Below are 23,296 nucleotides of genomic sequence, written 5' to 3' on the forward strand. Positions count from 1 at the left end.
ATTCAACAACCATTTTCCTAAGCTTTTATTAAAGCGGGAACCTTTTTAAGAATATCTTCGTCTTTTTGAATAGACACTACACTATGACTAAAATTTTTACGGTACTCTTTCTTCTACTTCCGGTGATTGCTAGTGCCCAACTGGTTGGTAAAGTCACGAATACTCATGGAGAACCCTTACCATTTGTAAATATTTATCTGGAGAATAGCTATTCAGGAACCACTACAAACGATGACGGAAATTACAAACTAGAGGTAACTACTGGTACACTTAAAGTGATTTTTCAGTTTTTGGGATATACGACCGTTACGAAAGAAATAGAAACTATCTCAGGAAAACCTTTGGTGCTTAATGTAACAATGCAAGAGGAATCCACAAGTTTGGCTGAAGTTGTAATCTCCTCAAAAGAAGATCCTGCCTACCGTATCATTCGGGAAACCATTGCCAGACGTAAACTGAATTTAGACAGAATCTCATCCTATAAAGCCGATTTCTATTCTCGGGGAATCTGGCGCGTAGACAGTATTCCTGAAAAGTTTATGGGGCAAGAGGTTGGGGATTTCGACGGACAACTAGACTCGACCCGCACCGGAATTATTTACTTAAGCGAAACCATCAGCGAAATTGCATTCCAAAAACCCGACGATTTTAAAGAAAATATTATTGCGAGCAAAGTAAGTGGAAACGACAACGGCTTCAGTTTTAACAGCGCTCAGGATGCAAACTTCTCGTTTTATGAAAACACCATAGATCTCAACGCAGCGATTGTTTCCCCTATCTCAAACAGTGCTTTTAGTTATTACAATTATAAACTGGACGGTGTTTTTTATGAAGGTCCCAAGCTTATCAACAAAATTAGTGTCACTCCAAAACGTCCTAACGACCGAGTCTGGCAGGGCACTATCTATATTGTAGAGGATGATTGGCAAATGTATGGCGTAGAACTTTCTACGACCGGACAAGCCATTCAATTACCCTTCATTACCAAACTAATTTTTAAACAGAATTTTAAATTTGATACCGCCACCAACTTCTGGGTGAAAATTTCACAAACCATCGATTTCGGGTTCGGGTTTTTTGGGTTTAATGGAGACGGTAGATTTATTGCTGTGTATAGCAATTACGAATTCAATCCGCAGTTCGATAAAAAATCCTTTACCAACGAAGTCTTAGCCTTTGAAGCCGAAGCTAATAAAAAGGATAGTATATTTTGGAAGGGCACGCGTCCTGTGCCCCTGACCGATGAAGAACTGAATGACTACATCAAAAAAGACAGCATTCAAACCCTTCGGAAATCGAAGGTATATCTGGATTCCATCGATCAAAAAAATAATAAATTTAGAATCCTTGATCCAATTACCGGGTATACCTACGAAAACAGTTTTAAAAATTGGGATCTCTCATACGAAGGTCCTTTCCCAAAGATAAACTTCAATACGGTACAAGGGTGGACAGGTGGTGTTGGACTTTCCTATTCCAAAAGTTACGACGAACACCGAACTCGTTGGCTGAATGCTTTTGTACGAATGCAGTATGGTTTTTCTGAAGATAGAGTACGCTTTACGGGAGGAATTACCAAAAACTTTAACCGAACCAATAGAATACGCTTATCGCTTTCCGGCGGAAGCGAAGGCGCACAGTTTAATGCTTCGGAGCCCATATTACCAATTATTAATACTGTCGCGTCGCTGTTTTTTGAACGAAACTATATGAAGGTATACGAGCTCAATTACGGGCGGCTGGGTTACAGTCAGGAGTTATTTAACGGCCTTCGAATTTTCACAAACATTGGCTACGAACAACGAAAACCCCTTTTCAATACTACAGATTATGTAACCCTTCCAAATGACGATGTGGATTATACTTCAAACAATCCTTTAATTCCTTCCGACTATAGCAACGCAGTCATTGATGAGCATGAGATTATAAAAACGCAGATAAGAGCCAATATCACTTTCGGACAAAAATACATGACCTATCCCGATGGGAAATTCAATTTGGGGAATAACAAATATCCTGCGTTGACGCTTCAATTTGAAAACGGATTGGGCGCTTCGAACGAAAACTATAATTTCAGTGAATTAAGCGGGAGCCTGGACCAAACAGTAAATACCGGAAACAAAGGTGAATTCACCTACAGACTCAAAGGCGGGACTTTTTTTAATGGCGAGGACATTTCATTTGTCGATTACGAACATTTTAACGGGAATCAGACGCGGGTTGGCACAACACCCAACTACACCAATGTGTTTAATCTCCTGCCTTATTACAGCTTGAGCACTAACAAAACCTATTTTGAAGGACATCTGGAGCACGATTTCAGAGGTTGGATCTTGGGAAAAATTCCAGGGATCAATCAGCTGAATTTTAATCTCGTTGCAGGAGCGCACCTTTTGAGCATTGAAAACAATAAGCCTTACACCGAATTTTCAATCGGAATTGACAATCTGGGGATAGGAAAATACCGCCTGCTCCGTTTGGATTATGTTCGGTCTTATTACAACGGAGGCAGTGATGGGGCGTTTGTCTTCGGCCTTAAATTTTTGGGGTTGTTTGATTAAGGGCGATCATGTTAAAAATGGAGACCTAAAACCAAATCGATCCCTAAAACTTTCAATTAATTTAATCTGTCATCCTATTCCAATTAATTAACTCGTATCCTCTGCTGCTGTTCGTTTCGTGTTGGCTCATAAAATCGCAAAACATGAGTAATCCTATTCCATCTCCTGTTACCAAATCATCTTGATTAGATTTCCCCCAAATCGCAGCTATTTTTAAATCCTGATTATTATTGGTCCAATAGTATTCTACATCTAACACTCTGTAACCAAGATTTCTACGATCACGCACTAGTTGTCTAAAAGATGGTTGATTCATATCCATTTCGAACAATGTTTCTTCTCCTTCTGCCCAAACGCCGGTTATAAGATTGGTAGTTCCATTTGTTTCTGTTGAGACCTCAATATCAATTAAATTCAGTCCGTTATTTACATTTTGCGTATTCGCGATAGTAAAACTTTGACGGTTTATCCCCATGCGAACTTTTTGGTTTCGTTGATTCCTTTGAAATATTCCGGCCCAATTTTTAAGATTGTTTTCATTGCTATAGCCTTCTACATCTGTTAAAGAATAACCGTTGTTTATTAAAAGAGTATATGTATTTAAAAATTCGGCGGTATCAAGATTCTTCACAATCTTTGTCTTAGGAACACCTTTTTTGAAAACCCCATCCCAATATTGAATTCCGTTATTTAAAAATGACACTAGTTTAACACAATGATAATCGCTTTCTTCTAAGCGAGTAACTTCCTCAAAAAAAGTTTCTCCCTTTAGTCCGGTTCGAATTATTACATCGTCGTTTGTTTTTCTCCAAATACCATAAAATCGATCCTTATCACTAGCGCGGTCCCTGCCACAATTGTCTAGTGGTGTATGTACTAAGCTATTATACATTGTAGGCCTTATGTCCATGGCTTGAAAAATAAATTGGGCCATACGCGGTAAGTTAGAATATACCGCCGGAGCAAGGATAGCAATTCCTGTATCGTCACTTGGGAAAAATTGCATATATGACCTGGCGTTTCCTCCATGACCTCCATGCCAAACTGTAAGATTTTCACCCGTTCCGGTAAAATTTAATCCATAGCTATACATACCGGATCGCGTATTCATAGCAACTGAATTTGACCACAAAATATCTTTATTACTTTCAAAAAACTTTCCGTTGCTTAATCCGCTAGCATATTTTGCCAAATCGCATATATTCGATTCCCACCCACCGGCTGGTAGGGTATATTCAGCCGGTCCGGAACCGGTAACACTCATTATACCATCCTTGCGCATTACATGGCCCGGTCTCGCCGGATCACGCACTCGCAAGGATCTAAGCCCTGCTTTATCTGCAATCTTATCCATAACCCAGCCAACATAGCCATTTGGAGAAACTTTTTCAACAACAGCTCCGGCTAGCACAAAGCCATAGGTAGAGTACAAATAGTTATCCCCCGGCTTAAAATCTAGGACAGATTCATTGAAAACAGAAACCGCTTTGGTAGCGTCGAACACTCCTATTTCACTGCTATAATTCCCCTTGTTCTCAATAAATTCTATCACCTTACCATTGAGGGTGGTATAATTTGTCTCTGCCCTGCCTTTTCTGTAATGTTGTATTCCGCTGCTATTGTTCAATATTTGTTTAATTGTAATGAGCTCAGGGCGCCCATCTACGCCACCCTTCGAATCTGAGGTGTCCATATATCGCACATTTTTCCAATTGTCTACATATTTAGTTACACGATCTTCCAACTTGAAATTAGCATTGTTTTGTTGAAGCTGAGCCGCAGCAACCCCCGTAACCGACTTTGATATTGAAGCCCAATTTACTATTGTAGCTGTAGTAAAAGGGGCTTTTTCAAAAATATCTATATAGCCATAGGATTGCAAATGAACCATCTGTCCATTCTGAAAAACGGCTACAGCCACCCCGGGAATGTTTTGCATTATCATTTGTGTTTTTATCGTCTCATCTGCACGACTGTCTATAATAGGCGTGCAAAACGGATCGGGATCAGTGTTGCTATTAAGTACCACTGTTTCATTTGAAGTATCAGCCGATGTTTCAGAAGTATCTTCGGCGTCATCATTAGGCTCATCATCAATGCCCGAATTTCCCCCAGAATTTCCACCTGTGTTGGGGCCTCCACTAATAGTGGGTAAACTTGTTTGAAGCAATCGTTGTCCATATCCGGCCGGAACGGCAACTGCATTTCTGGGATTAAAATTCTGCACCCCTAATTCATCCGGAATATAAATCTGCGTTTTCGTGCCATGGTAACTGGCTGTATAGTACCTAATAAAAAAACCGTCAGGATGTTTGGTCCAACGTCCTTTATCGAATCCTTGAATAACTGGCTCTACGCCTGCGACCATTGCTATGTCCTCAAAATCTTTGTAACTTGAATAACCTTTATAATATTTACCTCGAAGCGTGTTTTCGGCCAACAATATATCTCTTGTGGTTTTCGATTTATAAGCGAGCCTTTTTAATTGATTTCTAGTGAGTTCACTTAAGGCCCCCTTACTTAAACGAGCGATCTGTTCTTCGGATAGCAATTTTAAAGCAAGAATTTTTGCCTCGCCTTTCATTTTATAAAAATCTGTTTTCGCAATTATCGCCCATAATAAGATTTGCACCTCCCGCTGTGTTATTTGAGAATCCTTTTCGTAGGCGTTAATAATGGTTTCCAAAATATCGGCTTTTGGCCCCCTTAATGGAGCATAAAATCTTCCATTTCCCCTCCCGGGCATTACGGTTCCAACTTTTATGCAAAAACTCTGAAAATTACCTTCATAAAAGCCGGGCTGCAATAGAAAGCCTGTTTCTTCCTTAAATGGTTGTTCGAAAAAGCTTGAATAACTGACGTCGTTTCCGAAGCTATCATCCAAATATCTGGTTTTATCAACATCACTAAAAGAGGTTGTAATTGGATCTTTACTAAGCTTATCAATAGTCACCGCAGCAACATCATCTTTTATTTCTTTTATTTTCTTCAGAATCTGAGCTTCAGAAGAGTATGCGAAACTTATAATTCCAATAAATAGTAGAATAGACAACTTCATAATAATAACATTAAAAATTAATAAAAATTCTGATGTAAATTTCGTCATCGAAAATTGAATATAATACTCGGTATGTAACTAGTAATACCACTATTGTAACATTGGAGTAGCCCTCGTTGAATAATCAATGGATTGCCCTCATTTGCTGTTTACAAAAAGAAGAATATTTCATTGTATCAAAAAAAACAGATTCTTACCTTTAAAATTCAATCTCCTACATTATGAATTCTCAAAGCTGCATAGAAATTCTTGACTATAACAAGTCTGTTTTTGAAACCCTTTTAAAAAATATTTCAGAAGAAGAATACCTATGGAAACCCACTCCCGAAAAATGGTGTTTACTGGAAGTTGTTTGCCATTTATACGATGAGGAGCGTGAAGATTTTAGAGCCCGAATAGAAAGTACGCTGGAAAACCCGGACAAAGAATGGATAAAAATAGATCCGCCTGCCTGGGTAACAGATCGCAATTATATGAAGCAGAACTATACAAGCATACTGGCAAAATTCCTGGAAGAACGGGACAAATCGATATTATGGCTGGAAGGATTACAAAATCCAAAATGGGATAATGCTTACATACATCCTAAAGTGGGGGCGGTTCCTGCAATTCGACTCCTGGCAAATTGGGTGGCACACGATTATTTACATCTAAGGCAGATTATCCGACTTAAATACGAATTTTTAGAGGCGCATACCGATGAGCCTTTGGACTATGCAGGGGCTTGGTAATACTTATTCCTTGTTACCTAATAGTGGCACAAAACGATATTCCCCAAATTCTTCTTTATCGAATTCGGTTTCGGAAGTACGTGTAAAAACGGTCATAATTTGCAACACATCTCCTACCGGAATGATCAACTTCCCTCCTATTTTAAGTTGCGACATCAATGGCTTCGGAACAAAGGGTGCACCGGCAGTAACTATAATTCCATCGAAAGGAGCTTCAGTTTTATAACCAATATAACCATCACCGAAAATCAATTTTTTAGGCCTGTAGCCCAGTTTCGGCAAAAACAACTTGGTCTTTTTAAACAATTCATTCTGACGTTCAATTGAAAAGACCACAGCTCCCAGTTCCAACAAAACAGCTGTCTGGTACCCGCTTCCTGTTCCAATTTCTAAGATTTTATCACCTCTTTTTACTTCTAGTAATTCGGTCTGACGCGCAACGGTATACGGTTGTGAGATGGTTTGATCGGCTCCAATAGGAAACGCCTTGTCTATATATGCATGATCCACAAAACCCGAATCCATAAATAAATGCCGCGGAATGGTATTGATGGCGTCAAGCACGGCAACATCGACAATCCCCTTTTTTTTTAGGGTTTCCACCAACTTTTTGCGCATGCCTTTATGAGTAAATGTGTCCTTCACGAAGTATAATTTGGAATTACAAAGTACGTGAATTTTAAAGTTTCTATTTTATGTTTCCGAAGTAAAAATTAATTCCCGATCAACTATTCACTGCTCACTGTATTAGTTGTTGAGTCGTTGAGTCGTTGAGTTGGTTTTAAGTTTATATATGAAACAAATTTCTGTTTGCTTTTGCCTTTTTTCTATTCTCTTAATTCTATTTTCTCATTTCTCTTTTTTAACATCTTTTCAAATTAGCTAATCAACCCTTCACCCTTCACTATTCCCTCCCTATGTTTTTAAACTTCTAAAGAAACAACTACATTTGTGGAAAACAAACACCCATGCTAAAAGCAGGCGTTCTGGGGGCGGGTCACCTCGGAAAAATACATCTTAAATTGCTCAATCAATCTTCTAAGTATGAACTGATTGGCTTTTTTGACGCAGATACTGAAGCTTCTTCAAAAATTGAAACCGAATTTGGCTATAAAAGCTTTCCAACCATGGAAGCACTCATTGCGGCTTGCGATGTTGTAGATGTGGTAACTCCAACGATTTATCATTTCGATTGTGCCAAAATGGTAATTGAAGCCGGCAAGCATTTATTTATTGAAAAACCAATTACACATACCGTTGCAGAGGCAGAAGAGTTGCTTCAGTTAGCCGAAAAGCATCAGGTAAAGGGACAGGTAGGTCATGTAGAGCGATTCAATCCGGCCTTTATGGCGGTAAATCGCAAGATCAGCAACCCCATGTTTATCGAGTCGCATCGTCTGGCGGAATTCAATCCTCGCGGAACCGATGTTTCGGTAGTTTTAGACTTAATGATTCACGATATCGATGCTATTTTAAGTGTTGTAGACAGTAAGGTGAAAAATGTAAATGCCAGTGGTGTTTCAGTCATTAGTGAAACCCCCGATATTGCAAACGCCCGAATCGAATTTGAAAACGGCTGTGTGGCGAATCTCACCGCAAGCCGAATTTCATTAAAAAAGATGCGGAAGGCACGCTTCTTTCAGCGAGATGCATATATCTCGGTCGATTTTTTGGAGAAAAAATGTGAAGTCGTAAAAATGAAGGACGCTCCCGAGCAGCCGGACGATTTTGCAATGATTCTAACCAACGCTGAAGGGATCAAAAAACAAATCTATTTCGACAATCCCGAAATTCCTTCCAACAATGCCATTCTGGACGAACTGGATTCCTTTGCCGATGCAATTAACAACAATACCCAACCTATTGTTACATTGACTCAAGGCACAGAAGCCCTACGTGTAGCCATGCAGATTATTGAAAATTTTAAAAGGCTGTAATTGAATTTCAGCTGAACAAATTATATACTCAAAATTATAACCAGTAAATGAAAAACGTAGCAGTAATTGGAGCAGGAACCATGGGGAACGGAATCGCCCACACCTTTGCTCAATTTGATTATAAGGTTCAATTAATAGATGTTTCTCAATCGGCCTTAGACAAAGGCATGGCGACCATTACCAAGAATTTGGACCGGATGGTAGCAAAGGAAGCTATTTCAGAAGAAGACAAAAAACGCACGCTTAAAAATATCACTACCTATACCAGCATCGAAGAGGGTGTAGAATACGCCAGCCTTGTTGTTGAAGCAGCTACCGAAAATATCGACCTGAAACTTAAAATTTTCAGAGATTTAGAGAAATTTTGCCCAGACGACACCATTCTCGCCAGTAATACCTCTTCTATTTCAATTACACAAATCGCGGCGGTCACTTCACGCCCCGAAATGGTAATAGGAATGCACTTTATGAATCCGGTGCCTATTATGAAATTGGTTGAAATTATTAAGGGATACAGCACCAGCGACGCAACCTATGCAACCGTTAAGGCCATTTCAGAAAAACTGAACAAAGTACCCGTTGAAGTAAACGATTACCCGGGATTTGTGGCCAACCGAATTTTAATGCCCATGATTAACGAAGCTGTTGAAACCCTTTACAACGGCGTAGCCGGCGTAGAAGAAATTGACACAGTGATGAGGCTGGGAATGGCACATCCAATGGGTCCATTACAATTAGCCGACTTTATTGGTCTGGACGTGTGTTTGTCGATTTTAAATGTAATGTACAACGGCTTTAAAAACCCAAAATACGCTCCTTGTCCACTATTGGTTAACATGGTAATGGCAGGCAAACTCGGAATTAAAAGCGGGGAAGGTTTTTACGACTACTCCGAAAGTCGCAGAGCCGAGAAAGTAGCCAAGATGTTTCAATAAAATGGCAAAAATATTTCCATTTCGAGCAGTTCGCCCTTCACGTGACAAAGTGAGTTTAATCGCTTCACGGTCATACGACAGCTATACAACAGCTCAAGTGGAAGCCAGATTACGGGACAATCCCTTTTCATTTTTGCATATTATCAATCCCGGTTACAAATACCAAAAGGAAATTGCTGGAGAAGAGCGCTATTCCCTAGTGAAAAACCGTTATCAGGAATTTAAAGAGGATTCCTATTTTGTACAGGACGCCAAGCCTTCTTTTTATATCTATAAGATTGTTAACAGAGACGGATTGGAATTCAACGGACTAGTGGCAGCGGCCAGTACGCAGGATTACGAAGATGATATTATTAAAAAACACGAAGATACCCTGGAATATAAAGAGGAAGTCTTTGTAAAATACTTAAAAACGGTTGGCTTTAATGCCGAGCCTGTATTGCTTACTTATCCCGACCGGGAAGAACTTGCAACAATTATTGAAACCATTATGCAGGATCGGGCCGAATATGAATTCACAACCACCTATCGCGATACACACTATCTTTGGAATATAGATGACGAGAAAGTTGTAAGTAAAATTGTCTCACTCTTCGATTCGATGGATACCTTGTATATAGCCGATGGTCATCATCGCTCCTCTTCTTCATATTTACTGGCGAAGGAATTACAATCTGAGAACAAAAATCACAACGGTACAGAAGCTTATAATTACTTTATGAGCTATCTTATTCCTGAAAGTGATTTAAAAATTTACGAGTTTAATAGGTTGATAAAAGACTTAAACGGTCTAAGTAAGGAGGAGTTTCTAATTCGCTTAGACGCCATGTTCCGAATAGAAAATCGTGGAGAAGAATATTACAAACCCTCCAAAAAGCATCATTTCAGTATGTATCTGGACGGGCAGTTTTATTCGTTATACCTTCGGAAAAATAATTATGACATTACGAATGCACTGGAAGGACTGGATACTCAAATTTTATATGAAACCATTTTGAAGCCAATTCTGGGCATTGAAGACTTGCGAAACGATCACCGTATAGAATATTCCCACGGAAAAAATGATCTGGCCTATGTAAAGTCCTTAGTAGACAAAGGCGATTTTAAGGTAGGTTTCGGATTGGTTCCCATTACTACCGAGGAGATGAAACAAATTGCCAACGAGGGGCTTAAAATGCCACCAAAAAGCACTTACATCGAACCAAAACTGCGTAGTGGGGTTACGATTTATGAATTTTAAAATAAAAAATAGCGGTTTGAATTCTAAACCTTGCTTAGTACTTTTACTCTTATGAATATTGCCGAAAATCTTACTGAGCTTAAAAATACGTTACCTTCTTATGTAAGCCTGGTTGCCGTTACCAAAACAAAGCCTGTGAGTGACATTATGGAAGCCTACGATGTTGGACACCGCGTATTTGGCGAAAATAAAATACAGGAGATGGAAAGCAAATGGCGGGAAATGCCAAAAGATGTGCAATGGCATATGATTGGGCATGTACAGCGCAATAAGGTAAAATATATGGCTCCTTTTGTACATCTAATTCATGCTGTGGACAGTTTAAAATTACTGAAGGAAATAAACAAGGAAGCCGAAAAAAACAGCAGGGTAATTAAGTGTCTGCTTCAAGTAAAAATTGCCGAAGAAGACAGCAAATTTGGCATGGGTGAAGCCGATGCCTTGCAATTATTGGCTTCGGAAGAATTTAAAAAATTTAAGAATATTTCTGTCATTGGCCTTATGGGAATGGCTACCTTTACAGATAACGAGGTTCAAATAACCAATGAATTTCAGAAATTAAAAAAGTTCTACGAACAGCACCAAAATGCCTTTCAGTTTACAACCCTGTCTATGGGAATGAGTAGCGATTATAATCTGGCCATCGCAAATGGAAGCAATATGATAAGAGTAGGGAGTGCAATTTTTGGCGAGAGAAATTATAATTAAAGACGTATTTTTATTGAATGTATGCAATTTTAGACATAGAGACCACAGGCGGTCAATACAATGAAGAGGGAATTACCGAAGTTGCAATTTATCGCTTCGACGGCCATAAAATAACAGATCAGTTTTGCAGTTTAATCAATCCCGAAAGGCCCATACAGCCTTTTGTGGTCAATCTTACGGGTATCACTTCCGAAATGCTCCGGAATGCACCTAAATTTTACGAAGTTGCAAAACGCATTATAGAAATTACAACCGATTGCATCTTAGTAGCCCATAATGCCCAATTCGACAATCGCATCCTCACAACCGAATTTGACCGTCTGGGGTATCCCTTCGAAATGGATACTCTTTGTACTGTGGAGCTTTCAAAAAAATTATTTCCGGAGCAACCTTCCTATAGTCTCGGGAAATTAGTGAGGGCATTGGGTATTCCGTTAAGTGATCGCCATCGTGCCCAAGGAGATGCCAAAGCAACAGTATCACTTTTTAAAATGTTACTTACCAAAGATACTTCCAAAGAAATAATTACCTCCTTGGTTCGCAAAGATCCCAAACGACAGTTGGAGCCAAAATTATTGGATATTATCGCATCTGCGCCAACGAGCACCGGAGTCTATTATATGCATCGGGAAGACGGAAGCATCATCTATATTGGAAAGAGTAAGAATATTAAAAAACGATTGGTTCAGCATTTTACAAACGACAATCGTAAATCGAAAAAAATTCAGTTGGAAGTGGCTGCAGTTACTTTCGAAGAAACCGGCAACGACCTTATTGCTCAGCTAAAGGAAAGTGAAGAAATTAAGCAGAACAAACCTATTTACAACAGAGCACTTCGTAGAACCTTGTTTAGTTATATGCTAACCTCGCAGGTCGACCCACATGGGTATATTACTTTAAAAATTGAAAAAGCCAATAGCAGTCAAAAGGCAATTACCACATTTACCAACTATCAGCAAGCAAAGGTGAGCTTGTTTACCATCACTGAAGAATTCCAATTATGCCAAAAACTGAATGGTTTACACCAAACAGAACACGGTTGTTTCGCTCATGGGATTAAAGAATGCTTTGGCGCTTGTATTGAAGAAGAACCCATTGAAGCTTATAACGAACGTGTGGAGCGTTATTTAGAAAAGAACAGCTACCTTAACAATCACATGTTAATTATCGACAAGGGACGTGATATAGATGAGCGCTCGGTTATTTTAATTGAGAACGGAGTGTACAAAGGCTTCGGATTTTTCAACTTAAATTATCAAATAAACAATCCCGAAATTCTTCGGACAATTATAAGTCCCATGGAAAATAACAGGGATGCACAGCACATTATTCAAAGTTATTTACGAAGAAACAAGGTGATGAAAATAGTAAATCTTCCGCAGGAGGCTACTTTGTAAGTAAACTTGTGTAAATTTAAACAAACGAAATTCTTGGTAATTGAAATTTAAAAGGAATCATTCGAATTTAGACGAAGAAAAGGCATCGGGTCGTACTATCTGGAATTGGAGAGAAAGGCTATATCGCATCATTTATGAAGCCGACACTCCTTTAGGAAAACTCTTTGATGTAGTGCTTTTGGCTTTAATTCTTTTAAGTGTCGTATTTGTGATGCTTGAAAGTGTAAAAACCATCGACGAAAAATTACATCAGGTCTTATACTATGGGGAATGGGTTATTACCATTTTCTTTACCTTCGAATATATCGCTCGTATTGTTACTATCAAAAAACCTTTTCGATATATCTTCAGCTTTTACGGGATTATCGATTTTCTTTCAACCATTCCTTTGTATATATCGCTGATATTTACCGGAAGTCATTTTCTTCTTACAGTACGAGCCTTTCGATTGCTTCGAATTTTCAGAATCTTAAAAATTACGCGTTATATAGGAGAATCCAACAAGCTGGTAAAAGCTCTCAAGGACAGTAAAGCAAAAATATTTGTATTCCTCTTTGCAGTGCTAATTATCGCCATAATTGCCGGTACTCTAATGTATCTTATTGAAGGAGAAGAGAGCGGATTTAAAAGCATCCCTGCGAGTGTATATTGGTGTATTGTAACGCTCACGACGGTTGGATTTGGAGATATTGCTCCTGTCACACCGCTCGGACAATTTATTGCGGCAATTATCATGATTATGGGATACGGAATTATTGCGGTTCCCACCGGGATTGTAAGTGCAGAGTATACAAAAACTCAACGGTCGGTTACTGTGAATGATGAAAATTATGTACATGTAAACACCTCTTCTTGCCGTAATTGTGGTGCTTCCAAGCATAGGGACGATGCCGAATATTGTCATAAGTGCGGAACAGTCCTGCATCCGGAAGAAGAAGTATTTTAACTAATTTGGAAAAACCATTGCTTATTTGTGTTGTTGGCGCTACCGGAATCGGGAAAACTGCCCTTGCAATAGAAATTGCGAAAGCTTTTGCTACCGAAATTATTTCGGCAGATTCCCGTCAGTTTTTTAAAGAAATGACCATTGGTACTGCGGTTCCTTCTTCGGAAGAGTTGGCTGCGGCACCTCATCATTTTATTCAGCATAAAAGCATATTCGATTCGTACAGCGTTGGAGATTTTGAAAGAGAGGCCTTATTGAAGCTGGACGTTCTTTTCGAAAAACACCAAATTGTAGTATTAGTGGGCGGTTCGGGATTGTATGTGGATGCAGTTGTTAGCGGACTGGATAGCTTTCCTGAAATACCTTCGGAAATACGAGCACAGCTCAACAGCGAGTTTTCAGCAAAGGGAATAGCATTTCTTCGACAAGAATTATCCCGGGTAGATCCTGAATATTTCAAAAAAGTAGACGCTCAAAATTCTCACAGATTAATCAGGGCTCTTGAAATATACCGAGGCACAGGCAAACCGTATTCCTCTTTTCTGAAGAAAAAAAAGACTTCCCGAAATTTTGATACGCTGTATGTAGGCTTAACTGCCGACCGAAAGATTATTTATGACCGCATTAATAGGCGTGTAGACAATATGGTTGCTTCCGGCTTGATTGAGGAAGCCAAAAATCTATTGGCCAACAAAAAGAGTAATGCATTACAAACAGTGGGGTATCGTGAACTATTTCAATTTTTCGAAGGTGAATTCAGCCAAGAAAAAGCCATCGAAGAAATTAAAAAGAACACACGTCGTTTTGCAAAAAGACAGCACACCTGGTTTGGAAAAAACGACACGATTAACTGGTTTAATTTTGAAACCCCTATAAAAGATATCATCGCCTGTATAAAAGCAAAAAAAGCCCTGTAAATAAGGGCTTTTTCTACACTTATTACTTTCTTAAATTATTGATCCACCTCGTCTTTTACAACCAAACGGAATCCTTCACCGTGAATGTTGATAATCTCAACACCATCATCTTTACCTAGGTATTTACGCAATTTTGCAATGTACACATCCATACTTCGGGAGGTAAAATAGTTATCGTCTCTCCAAATTTTGGTAAGTGCCAACTCTCGAGGCATTAAATCGTTTTTGTGCAATGCAAGTAAACGCAACAACTCATTCTCTTTGGGAGAAAGCTTAATAGGACTTTCCTTTTTATAGGTAAGGAATCTCAATTTTGAATTTAGGTGGAAATTCCCAACCACAAATTCAAATTGCTTGCTATCTGCAATCGAATCGGTTGCTTTGCGCTGAATAATTGCTTTTATTTTCATCAACAGCACTTCACTGTCGAAGGGTTTATTTAAATAATCGTCTGCCCCTACTTTGTATCCTTTAAGTACGTCTTCTTTCATAGCCTTGGCCGTAAGGAAGATAATTGGCACGTCTTCATTCTTTTCGCGAATTTCTTTCGCAAGAGTGAATCCGTCCTTATAAGGCATCATAACATCGAGGATACACAGGTCGTAATCATCCTTCTTGAATTTTTCAAAACCTTCCATTCCATTTTTGGCATGGGTTACCTGATAATCGTTCATGGCAAGATAATCCTTTAGTACTGTACCAAAGTTTGGGTCGTCTTCAACTAGAAGAATTTTTTTGTTTTCTGTTTCCATAATTTAAGATATTAAGTGTAATTTTAGTATAAATGTACTCCCCTTGCCTTTTTCACTTTCCACATATATTTCGGCATCGTGATCGTCCAGAATACGTTTTACGTATGCCAGACCCAGGCCATGACCCTTCACATTGTGAATGTCACCGGTAGCTTCTCTGTAAAATTTTTCGAATATTCTTTTTTGCACTCCTTTGCTCATACCCATCCCTTGATCCCTTATTTTTAGGATAATGGTGTTTTTTACATTTTCGGTATAGATATCAATCTTTGGTGTGTCTTCCGAATATTTAATAGCATTGTCTAAAATATTAACCATGACATTGGTTAGATGCGACTCGTTCCCCAAAACCGAAGACTTTAAAGCCCCAAAATGCGTTTCAATATAGCCGCCTCTATCTTCAATAATAAGCGCAACATGCGAAATAGAAGTTTCCAGAATTTCATGTAATTTTAAACGTTCTTTAGGCAGGTCTAATTCGTTTTTTTCAAGTTTGGAGATACGTAATACATTTTCCACCTGGGCATGCATCCGTCGGTTTTCATCTCGTATCATCCCTAAATACCGACTTAAAAACTCGCTATCATCTTTTACTTTAGGGTTCTTTAACGCATCCAAGGCCAGATTGATTGTAGCTATGGGTGTTTTAAACTCATGCGTCATATTATTGATAAAATCCGATTTAATTTCTGAAATCTGTCGTTGTTTGAAGAGTTGGGAGAGCGCACTGGAATATGCCAATATTATGACTCCGGTAAAGACCAGTGACAACATGGCCATACCCAAAATTGAGCTAAGCACCTCTTTTTTCTTTCCTGAGAAGTTCACAAATAATACATAATTTGTATTTAATTCTTCATTTTCAAATAAAGGAACCTCATAAGTGTTCTCAGGGTCTAAATCGAAATTTTTGGATTTTATTTTGGTGGATAATTCGTTACTGTAAATCGCATATTCAAATTTTGAAGTCACCCCTCTTTCATGTAATTCGCGGGTAAGTTCTTCCTGAATTTCGGTACCGCTCACACGTTTATGTATGGGTGTTTTCGCCGAAATATTCTTGAAGGCATCTTCAAATTGTTTTAACTGATAATCTTTTAAGCGGGTAAAGGATTCAAATCGTCTATCGGGAAGTGACTTGTTCCCGTCTAGTCCGGCTATTATTTTGGTTGTAGTTTTTTTATTTGTAATCTTTTTAAACTGAATACTGTCGATTTCGGTATCTAAAAAGTTTGAAGACAATTTATAATCTTCTTCCAATATCCCATCCGAAAAGATATAGGTTTCGTTACTGCCTTCATTTTTAGTGGTGTAAATAAGCTCACTAAAATTTACGTTATCGGGTACATCGATACTATCTACATAGCCACTGTAGATATTATAGTAATCTTCCAATTCTCGCAATTGTATTTTTTCGGAGACACTAAGCAGGGTCTGGCGTACATTAAAAGAGAATTGATCCTCTTTTGCCTGGTACGCATTTGTAATCCAATATCCTTGAACAAAGATGATACCCAGTAATGAGAGTGTCATTAAAGCAATGAGTAATGCAAACAGCTTTTTGTTCATATCTCAAAAGTAAGATTTTAACATTTAGGCGGCTTTCCATTTAACCAAATGTTAACAAAATGAATTTTGAGATATAACTTGCTTTATTTTAAAAGAGTAGAGTGGATAGTTTTCACTTGCTCACGCGTAGCTTCCATATTCGTATTTCGAATGACAATATCTGCTAATTTTATTTTTTTTGAGTCGGTCCATTGATTGGCCATTCTAGCCTCAACCTCTTCTCTTGTTATTGAACCTCTCTTCAAAACCCTATTTATCCTTTCATCCTTAGGTGCAGTAACCAGTATGGTTAGATCGCATTTTTTATAACTTCCATTTTCAAAAAGAATTGCGGCTTCTTTAATACAATAGGGACCCGTTTGTTTAGACACCCAGCGTTTAAAATGTGCAGCCACTTTTGGGTGAATAATTGCATTGACCTTTTTGAGCAGATCGGAATCATTAAAAATTGCAGCAGCTACGTATTTACTATTAAGTGTCTCATTCTCATAGGCCTTATCGCCCAATAAAACTATTAGTTTTCTTCGTATTGTTTTGGAAGTATTGGTGAGCTTCTTTGCCTCAGTATCGGCTATATAAATAGGCACCCCCAGTTCGGCGAATAGTTTCGCAACGGTCGTTTTGCCGCTTCCTATACCTCCGGTAAGACCAACGATTTTCAAATTATGTTTTTAAAGTAATATCTATTTAAAAATAAGGTAATCAATTTTTTTGTCAATTAATTCAACATCCAGAACGCTTTTCGGCTTAGTAACGAGTATAGGAGTCATAAAGTTTTCAACAGTATTTCTTTCAGAATAATCACATACAATCTTAAAATCCTGAGATGTGATATTATTGAAATCCTCCACCGAAACTATAAACGTAATACGAACAACTTGCGGTATTAATTTTATACTTATTTTGGAAGGTATGTTGATTACTTCCATTGGAACTGTTATTTGCATCTGAGAAAACTCATTCACTTTCAAAGACAACTCAACTTGCGAAGGAATGATAGTTATTTTTTTGTTAGCAGGCAGAAGCAGCGACACCTTTGCCTTAATATCTTGCTCTGTCTTTTCTTTTTCGAATCGCTTGGTTGCTATTGAAGAAATATCTTTCAATATAGATTCCGGTCCCGAGATGACAATAGAATCGGGATGTATTCTTAAACTATCTAAACTATTAAACCCTTCTTTGAAGGTGATTTTAGTATCGGCTATTACAGGAATCTTTTTTGAAATTACCTCACTTAATTTTAAGGTTAAGTCATCAACGGAAATATTCTTTATAGAAATGTTCTTTTGGAGCTGAACTGTAATCGTTTTAATCAAACTGCTTTTAGGAATAATAATTGATTTTGATTCTTTAGTATGGTGAGAAGCAACATCCAATTTCACACTGGGTTGTCTTAATTTATAGGTGACAAATTCGAATCCGTTGGCAGTGACATCAAAAGAAATTTCTTTTGGATTATTTTCATCCAACACCATATTTTCGGGGACATTGGAATATAGAATGGTAGCGTTGACCGTTGCTGTATACTCTTTGGAAAGCTTGGAAAGACTCCAAAATAAAATGGCAAGAAATAAGAAGAATAGAAACGTTTTAATCTTAGTGGCTTTATATCTTCTCTTGAATAACATGGGCGTTAATTATCAACCAAAATTACTTAAAAAATAAATCGGGAAATTGTTTTTCAGGATCTCTTTTTAAAAGTTGAATGTAAAAGCTTGATTCCAAGAATGCCAGACCATATCCAAAAAATTGGACAAATAGTGCTATAACTGATAGCAATCCAATTTGAAGGCTGCTGTTTCTAATTGAAGCATCAGTAATTAAAATGGTCAAATAGCATAGCAATGGCAACAAAATCATCCAACTTGTTAGCATGGAAACTATAACCGAAGCAATTACAAAAACTACAAATAACGTTGGGAACCAAAAAGTAATCTTAGATGCTTTAGGGTGCCAAACATTGAGAATTGGACGTACCATTCCAAATTTTCTCACCTGCGTATAAAACTTTTTCCATGAGATTCGCCGTTTATGATATACATAGGCATTGGGCAAAAAAGTAGCGGTAAAACCAGCTTTTAGAATTCGCTGAGACAAGTCTGGATCTTCCCCGGGATGAATTTTGGCAAACCCTCCGGTTGTAACAAAAGCCTCTTTAGAGATTCCCATATTAAAGCTTCTGGGTTCGAATCTATTAATACTATTTTTATTACCTCGTATTCCTCCTGTGGTAAGAAATGAGGTCATTACATAGTTGATAGCCTTCTGAAGATTGCTAAAGCTGTTATGAGCAGCATCGGCGCCACCATAGCAATCAAAATAGTTTTCAGAAAGAAAATTCTGAACGGTAGTAAGATAATGAGAGGGTAATAAACAATCTGAATCCAGTATAATAAAATAATTCCCTTTTGCTCTTTGCATTCCAAAATTTCTTGATGCACCCGGCCCGGAATTTGTTTTCGTATAGTATGAAATACTGAGTAAGTCTTTAAACGAGTTTACTATTTTTTCTGAAGTAATTGTTGAACCATCTTCCACTATAACAATTTCAAACTGCCCTTTAAAATCAAGCAGCGAAAAACTTTCCAGAAGTTCTTTTATTTCTTCGGGACGGTTATAGACCGGTATGATAAATGAAAAATGGAGATTCATCAGGCAAAGTTACTCAAAAAAAAAGCCATCCGCCTAAGACGGATGGCTCTAAAATTAATTTGAAAAATATTACTTCTTCAGAAGTTTGTAAGTTCCAACTTGGCCGTTCACTGTAACGTTCATTACATAAGATCCGGTGGCAAGATTTGAAATATTCAACTGAGAAGTGGTGGCTTCTATATTTTGGTCTACTACTTTTTGACCTAACATATTATATATAGACACACTTTCAATTATGTTTACCGCAGTTAGATTAAGAACATCATCTGCCGGGTTTGGATAGAAACTAAATCCAGCAATAACATTATCTTCTACGTCAAGGACATCACATTCAATAAAAATATCCGCAATTCCTCCATGATTTACAGCAAAAACATAATATGTTTGACCAGCTACAGTTGGTATAGAAGCTGAAGTTCCAGGAGCACATTGATTATCCCAATAGTCTACCAAAACAAGATCAGTCTCAACTGCATTTTCGTCTGGTGCGGTATAGAATGTAATAGAGCTAAATTGTTGAAATAACATCACCAAAGTAGCATTCACAGTACCGCCGCCTAATACTTCAGCAATAAGTGCTTCTCCAAAAACATCAGCAACCATTACGGCTGGAATAGTAACCTGGTCTCCAACGGCACCACCTCCCATAACAATTGGGGGATCTGGATTATTGTTCACCACAATTACGGCAATTGCACCTGCCATTTCAGCTGCTAAAGCTTTAGCGCCAAATTCACAACTTCCTCGTCGAACAATAGCAATCTTTCCTGCTAAGGCTCCTCCGTTAGTAACTGGATCACAAGCGTCATTCTCATCTGTTCCTCCGCCGGAATTATCATCAATTACCACAGCTGTATCCTGAGTTAATGGGAATGTTGTTAATGTTCCTCCAAAACTCGCCGGGACTGCTGCGTAATAACCTGCTAAAGGCCCGTTATTTACAATTAAATTCACTTGAGGAGTCGGTTGATTCTGAATAGATGCTGACGCAGTTCCATCAGTTGTCGGTGTAAAGTTATACCATACCCCTCTTGCACCTGCATTATCACAGCCAGCTGGTGTACCACCGGCTTCACTAGTAGCAGCAGGCATAGCCACAGCTGGGTCTGTATAAGGACATCCTATCTCATCAACATCAATAGAATTAGCAATTTCATCATTCGGTGGTGGTATTGGAGTACACTGAATATCTAATTCAAAGTTTCCGGTTGCGCCACCAAATCCATGTACTAATATAAGGAAGGTCGTATTTCCATCACTTTGGAAAGAAACTTCAGACTGTAATCCACAAGTATCATCATTTCCTACAACACAAGTTAACGGTGGTGCACCACAGTCTCCTGTATACACAGATAGTTTAGCATCATAGTCCGTTGTACCCGTACACATTGTAATGGTAATATCGGTTACTAAACCTGTGTTGTCTGTAAGTACATACCAAACACCAGGAGAAGTTACTCCTGTATCACACAATGGTGCTACAGCTGAATCGATGGTCGCATCAATAGTAGTACCTGAAATAAAATCACCACAACTAACGGCAATTGCATTAGCACATAAATCGTTTGATGGTGGTGGTGGTGCAGGAACACACGATACTGCCATACTAAAGGCTCCGGTTGCTCCTCCAAATCCTTCAACAGCTATATAATAGGTAGAAGTACCGTTAGAGGTAAATGTCAATTCAGACTGTAAGCCACAGAAATCATCGTTAGTAGCTACCTGAGCTCCGCCACAGGCATCAAACACAGTTAATCGTGAATCGAATCCGGTACCGCCATCACAAAGTGATATGGTCACAAACTCAAAAGATCCTGTACCGGTAAACTCGAACCACTCATCGGGAGAGGTATCAAATCCACCTTGATCTGTATTATCGGAAGTATCACCTAAATAGGTGTTACCACATGAAACTTCAGTAGCATTAGCACAATCATCGTTATCCGCTGCTGGTCCACTGCCAGGAATACTTGCCCAAGCAACTTGATTGGTTCCTCCCGGAGTAGTACCTCCTAAAACACCTAGAAGTGTGGTTGCACCGGTTGCTGTATTAAATGATCTCCATTCTCCTAAAAATGCTCCATTATTAAATGCTGCCAGATAAATTGTATCGGTATTAGGGTCCCAAGTCATTCCTTGACCGAAGTTACCGTCAAAGCCGGTAGGTCCTAATAATGTAGCAGCTCCTGTTGCCAGGTTTATTGAATATGAATTATCATCAACAATATCGTAAGTATAAGCCTCACCTGCACCATTAATAGCTAATGCAATTGCAAGACCTGCACTTCCTAATGGGCCTACAGCCGTAGCAGAAGGAACAGATGGGTCTACCGTATATAAGGTAGTTCCATCAACTCCATATAGCACTCCATCAACTGGATTGTATTCAAGACCATTTAATCCTCCTGGCAATCCAACATTTCCGAGAGAAGTATATGTTCCGGTAGTAATATCTAAGGAAAAGATACCTCCAACATTATTTACTACAGTAGCTGTTGTTGGGTTAGCAGGATCAATCGCACCTGAACCTTCGAAGTTTGGACCTACTGTACCAGCCGGGCCAACATTGTTTAAAACATCAGGAGTGGTAGGATCAAAATTAATGAACATCTCAGGGGCCGGGAACGTAAGTGCTCCATAAGCTAGGCCTGATCCAGGTGGAACTATAGTGGTTCCTTCTATCGCAACAATACCAACTTCGGCACAATCTGCATTTACAGACCCTAATGAAGTGGCGGCGCCTGTTGCTGTGTTCACTGAACAAAATTGATTTACACCACCTCCTAAATAGGCAGCCATATAAAGTGTGTTTGTATCCGGGTCAAAATCTGCATCTTGTGCAAAATTGATGTTAACCCCTAAAGGACCTACAAGAGTTGCAGCTCCGGTGGCTAAATTGACTGAATACAAATTATCCAGCGCAATATCCGCCATAAAAGCATTACCGTTATTGTCTATAGCAAGCCAAATTGGCAACCATCCAGTAACGTTTGCAGTACTAACAAGTGTTAATTCTCCTGTAGCCAAATTAACTGAATATATACTGGCATTTTCTCCTTGTCCTCCCATCATATACATAGTACCATCTGCCTCATTCCAAGCAAGACCTCTGGTTCCATCTCCTGGTACGATATTGGTTAACGGACCAACGGTCGTTTCAGCACCGGTAGTTTTGTCAATGGTAAGTAAGGTAAGCGCAGTGTTATCGAGCGCATAAAGTGTCCCACTTCCGTCTAAATCACCTGCGAATATCGAAGTTGTGATAGTTGTTATAGGCGCAATATTGTAGGGCCCTGCTAATGGGAAAATACCAAAATCATTCCCGCATGACACTCTTAAATTAAGCGCATAAACATCTCCGGGAGCCGAGCGTTGGTTATTAGCATCATATGCCTGTGCATAATACCTGTTTAACAGGCCTCTTTCATAGTCGGTAAATAATCCCGCAGCTTCCATACCCGCAGATATACCCACTTCATCCAATCTATCCAACAAAGCCGCTATCTGCGGAGAGGGAACTGGAAGAACCCGATTGTTGAGATGATTTCTAAGTAATTGCTGCTCGGAGGCAGTAAAAAAATCGGAGACACTTCCCGCTTGATTCCCAACCTGAGAATACCTATGTAACAAATCATCCATCGTTGATGACGATGGACGTAAATCTTGGGCACTTAAAGTTGCCGATAGGCAAAGCAATAAACCCCATAGAAAAGTAAATTTTTTCATAATTTGAATTTAATTTATTGAATAATTAGTTTTATCTCATAAATATAGACATTAATATTTTATTCAACGGGCTCATGCAGAAATAATAATTGTATCTGTCTTTCCAATCTTCATAAAAACAAAACCTCCCGATTTGCTTTTGCAAATCGGGAGGTTTTTAATCAATT

The 23,296-nt window shown here is 38.7% G+C and carries 17 protein-coding genes; 9 read left to right on the top strand and 8 right to left on the bottom strand.

The genetic code is table 11. The features are described 5' to 3' along the window. Window positions 1–83: 83 nt before the first annotated feature. Window positions 84–2,561, top strand: a complete 2,478-nt coding sequence (locus tag ATE92_RS13820; RefSeq protein WP_100804272.1) for a DUF5686 and carboxypeptidase regulatory-like domain-containing protein — start codon at window positions 84–86, stop codon at window positions 2,559–2,561. Between the two features lie 61 nt (window positions 2,562–2,622). Here the strand turns inward: ATE92_RS13820 and ATE92_RS13825 are convergent, their stop codons facing one another. After that, window positions 2,623–5,667, bottom strand: a complete 3,045-nt coding sequence (locus ATE92_RS13825) for a serine hydrolase (RefSeq protein WP_100804273.1) — start codon at window positions 5,665–5,667, stop codon at window positions 2,623–2,625. A 173-nt stretch (window positions 5,668–5,840) separates the two neighbouring features. Between ATE92_RS13825 and ATE92_RS13830 the strand changes: the two genes are divergently transcribed. Beyond that, window positions 5,841–6,350 (top strand): DinB family protein, encoded by a 510-nt coding sequence (locus ATE92_RS13830; RefSeq protein WP_100804274.1) that lies wholly within the window; start codon window positions 5,841–5,843, stop codon window positions 6,348–6,350. A gap of 3 nt (window positions 6,351–6,353) precedes the next feature. Here the strand turns inward: ATE92_RS13830 and ATE92_RS13835 are convergent, their stop codons facing one another. After that, window positions 6,354–6,995: a protein-L-isoaspartate(D-aspartate) O-methyltransferase gene (locus tag ATE92_RS13835; RefSeq protein ID WP_100804275.1), complete on the bottom strand. Its 642-nt coding sequence runs from the start codon at window positions 6,993–6,995 to the stop codon at window positions 6,354–6,356. Window positions 6,996–7,318: 323 nt separating this feature from the next. Between ATE92_RS13835 and ATE92_RS13840 the strand changes: the two genes are divergently transcribed. The 7 genes from ATE92_RS13840 (at window position 7,319) to miaA (ending at window position 14,430) form a co-directional block, all read left to right on the top strand. After that, complete coding sequence (locus tag ATE92_RS13840; RefSeq protein WP_100804276.1) at window positions 7,319–8,287, top strand: Gfo/Idh/MocA family protein; 969 nt, start codon at window positions 7,319–7,321, stop codon at window positions 8,285–8,287. 47 nt (window positions 8,288–8,334) lie between these two features. Next, window positions 8,335–9,222 carry a 3-hydroxybutyryl-CoA dehydrogenase gene (locus ATE92_RS13845; protein WP_100804277.1) on the top strand — a complete coding sequence of 296 codons (888 nt, stop codon included), beginning with the start codon at window positions 8,335–8,337 and terminating at the stop codon, window positions 9,220–9,222. A gap of 1 nt (window position 9,223) precedes the next feature. Continuing rightward, window positions 9,224–10,462, top strand: coding sequence for a DUF1015 domain-containing protein (locus ATE92_RS13850; protein WP_100804278.1), 1,239 nt, complete (start codon window positions 9,224–9,226; stop codon window positions 10,460–10,462). Between the two features lie 51 nt (window positions 10,463–10,513). After that, window positions 10,514–11,170: a YggS family pyridoxal phosphate-dependent enzyme gene (locus tag ATE92_RS13855; RefSeq protein ID WP_100804279.1), complete on the top strand. Its 657-nt coding sequence runs from the start codon at window positions 10,514–10,516 to the stop codon at window positions 11,168–11,170. Window positions 11,171–11,187: 17 nt separating this feature from the next. Further along, window positions 11,188–12,567 carry an exonuclease domain-containing protein gene (locus tag ATE92_RS13860; RefSeq protein ID WP_100804280.1) on the top strand — a complete coding sequence of 460 codons (1,380 nt, stop codon included), beginning with the start codon at window positions 11,188–11,190 and terminating at the stop codon, window positions 12,565–12,567. A gap of 97 nt (window positions 12,568–12,664) precedes the next feature. After that, a complete protein-coding gene (locus tag ATE92_RS13865) occupies window positions 12,665–13,513 on the top strand; it encodes an ion transporter (protein ID WP_100804450.1) in 849 nt (282 codons plus the stop codon). Continuing rightward, window positions 13,474–14,430: a tRNA (adenosine(37)-N6)-dimethylallyltransferase MiaA gene (miaA, locus tag ATE92_RS13870; protein ID WP_232729166.1), complete on the top strand. Its 957-nt coding sequence runs from the start codon at window positions 13,474–13,476 to the stop codon at window positions 14,428–14,430. Before ATE92_RS13865 ends, miaA begins: the two co-directional genes overlap by 40 nt. 35 nt (window positions 14,431–14,465) lie before the next feature. Here the strand turns inward: miaA and ATE92_RS13875 are convergent, their stop codons facing one another. The 6 genes from ATE92_RS13875 to ATE92_RS13900 form a co-directional block, all read right to left on the bottom strand. Then, window positions 14,466–15,182, bottom strand: a complete 717-nt coding sequence (locus tag ATE92_RS13875; RefSeq protein WP_100804282.1) for a response regulator transcription factor — start codon at window positions 15,180–15,182, stop codon at window positions 14,466–14,468. A 3-nt stretch (window positions 15,183–15,185) separates the two neighbouring features. Next, window positions 15,186–16,751: a sensor histidine kinase KdpD gene (locus tag ATE92_RS13880; protein ID WP_100804283.1), complete on the bottom strand. Its 1,566-nt coding sequence runs from the start codon at window positions 16,749–16,751 to the stop codon at window positions 15,186–15,188. 83 nt (window positions 16,752–16,834) lie between these two features. Then, on the bottom strand, window positions 16,835–17,413 hold the full coding sequence (coaE, locus tag ATE92_RS13885; protein WP_100804284.1) for a dephospho-CoA kinase: 579 nt from the start codon (window positions 17,411–17,413) through the stop codon (window positions 16,835–16,837). Between the two features lie 21 nt (window positions 17,414–17,434). After that, window positions 17,435–18,379: a CdaR family protein gene (locus ATE92_RS13890; protein WP_100804285.1), complete on the bottom strand. Its 945-nt coding sequence runs from the start codon at window positions 18,377–18,379 to the stop codon at window positions 17,435–17,437. A 22-nt stretch (window positions 18,380–18,401) separates the two neighbouring features. Then, complete coding sequence (locus tag ATE92_RS13895; protein ID WP_100804286.1) at window positions 18,402–19,403, bottom strand: glycosyltransferase family 2 protein; 1,002 nt, start codon at window positions 19,401–19,403, stop codon at window positions 18,402–18,404. Between the two features lie 69 nt (window positions 19,404–19,472). Continuing rightward, window positions 19,473–23,129: a PA domain-containing protein gene (locus ATE92_RS13900; RefSeq protein WP_157809653.1), complete on the bottom strand. Its 3,657-nt coding sequence runs from the start codon at window positions 23,127–23,129 to the stop codon at window positions 19,473–19,475. Window positions 23,130–23,296 lie beyond the last annotated feature (167 nt).

The sequence above is a fragment of the Ulvibacter sp. MAR_2010_11 genome, from assembly GCF_002813135.1.
Classification (GTDB): domain Bacteria; phylum Bacteroidota; class Bacteroidia; order Flavobacteriales; family Flavobacteriaceae; genus Altibacter.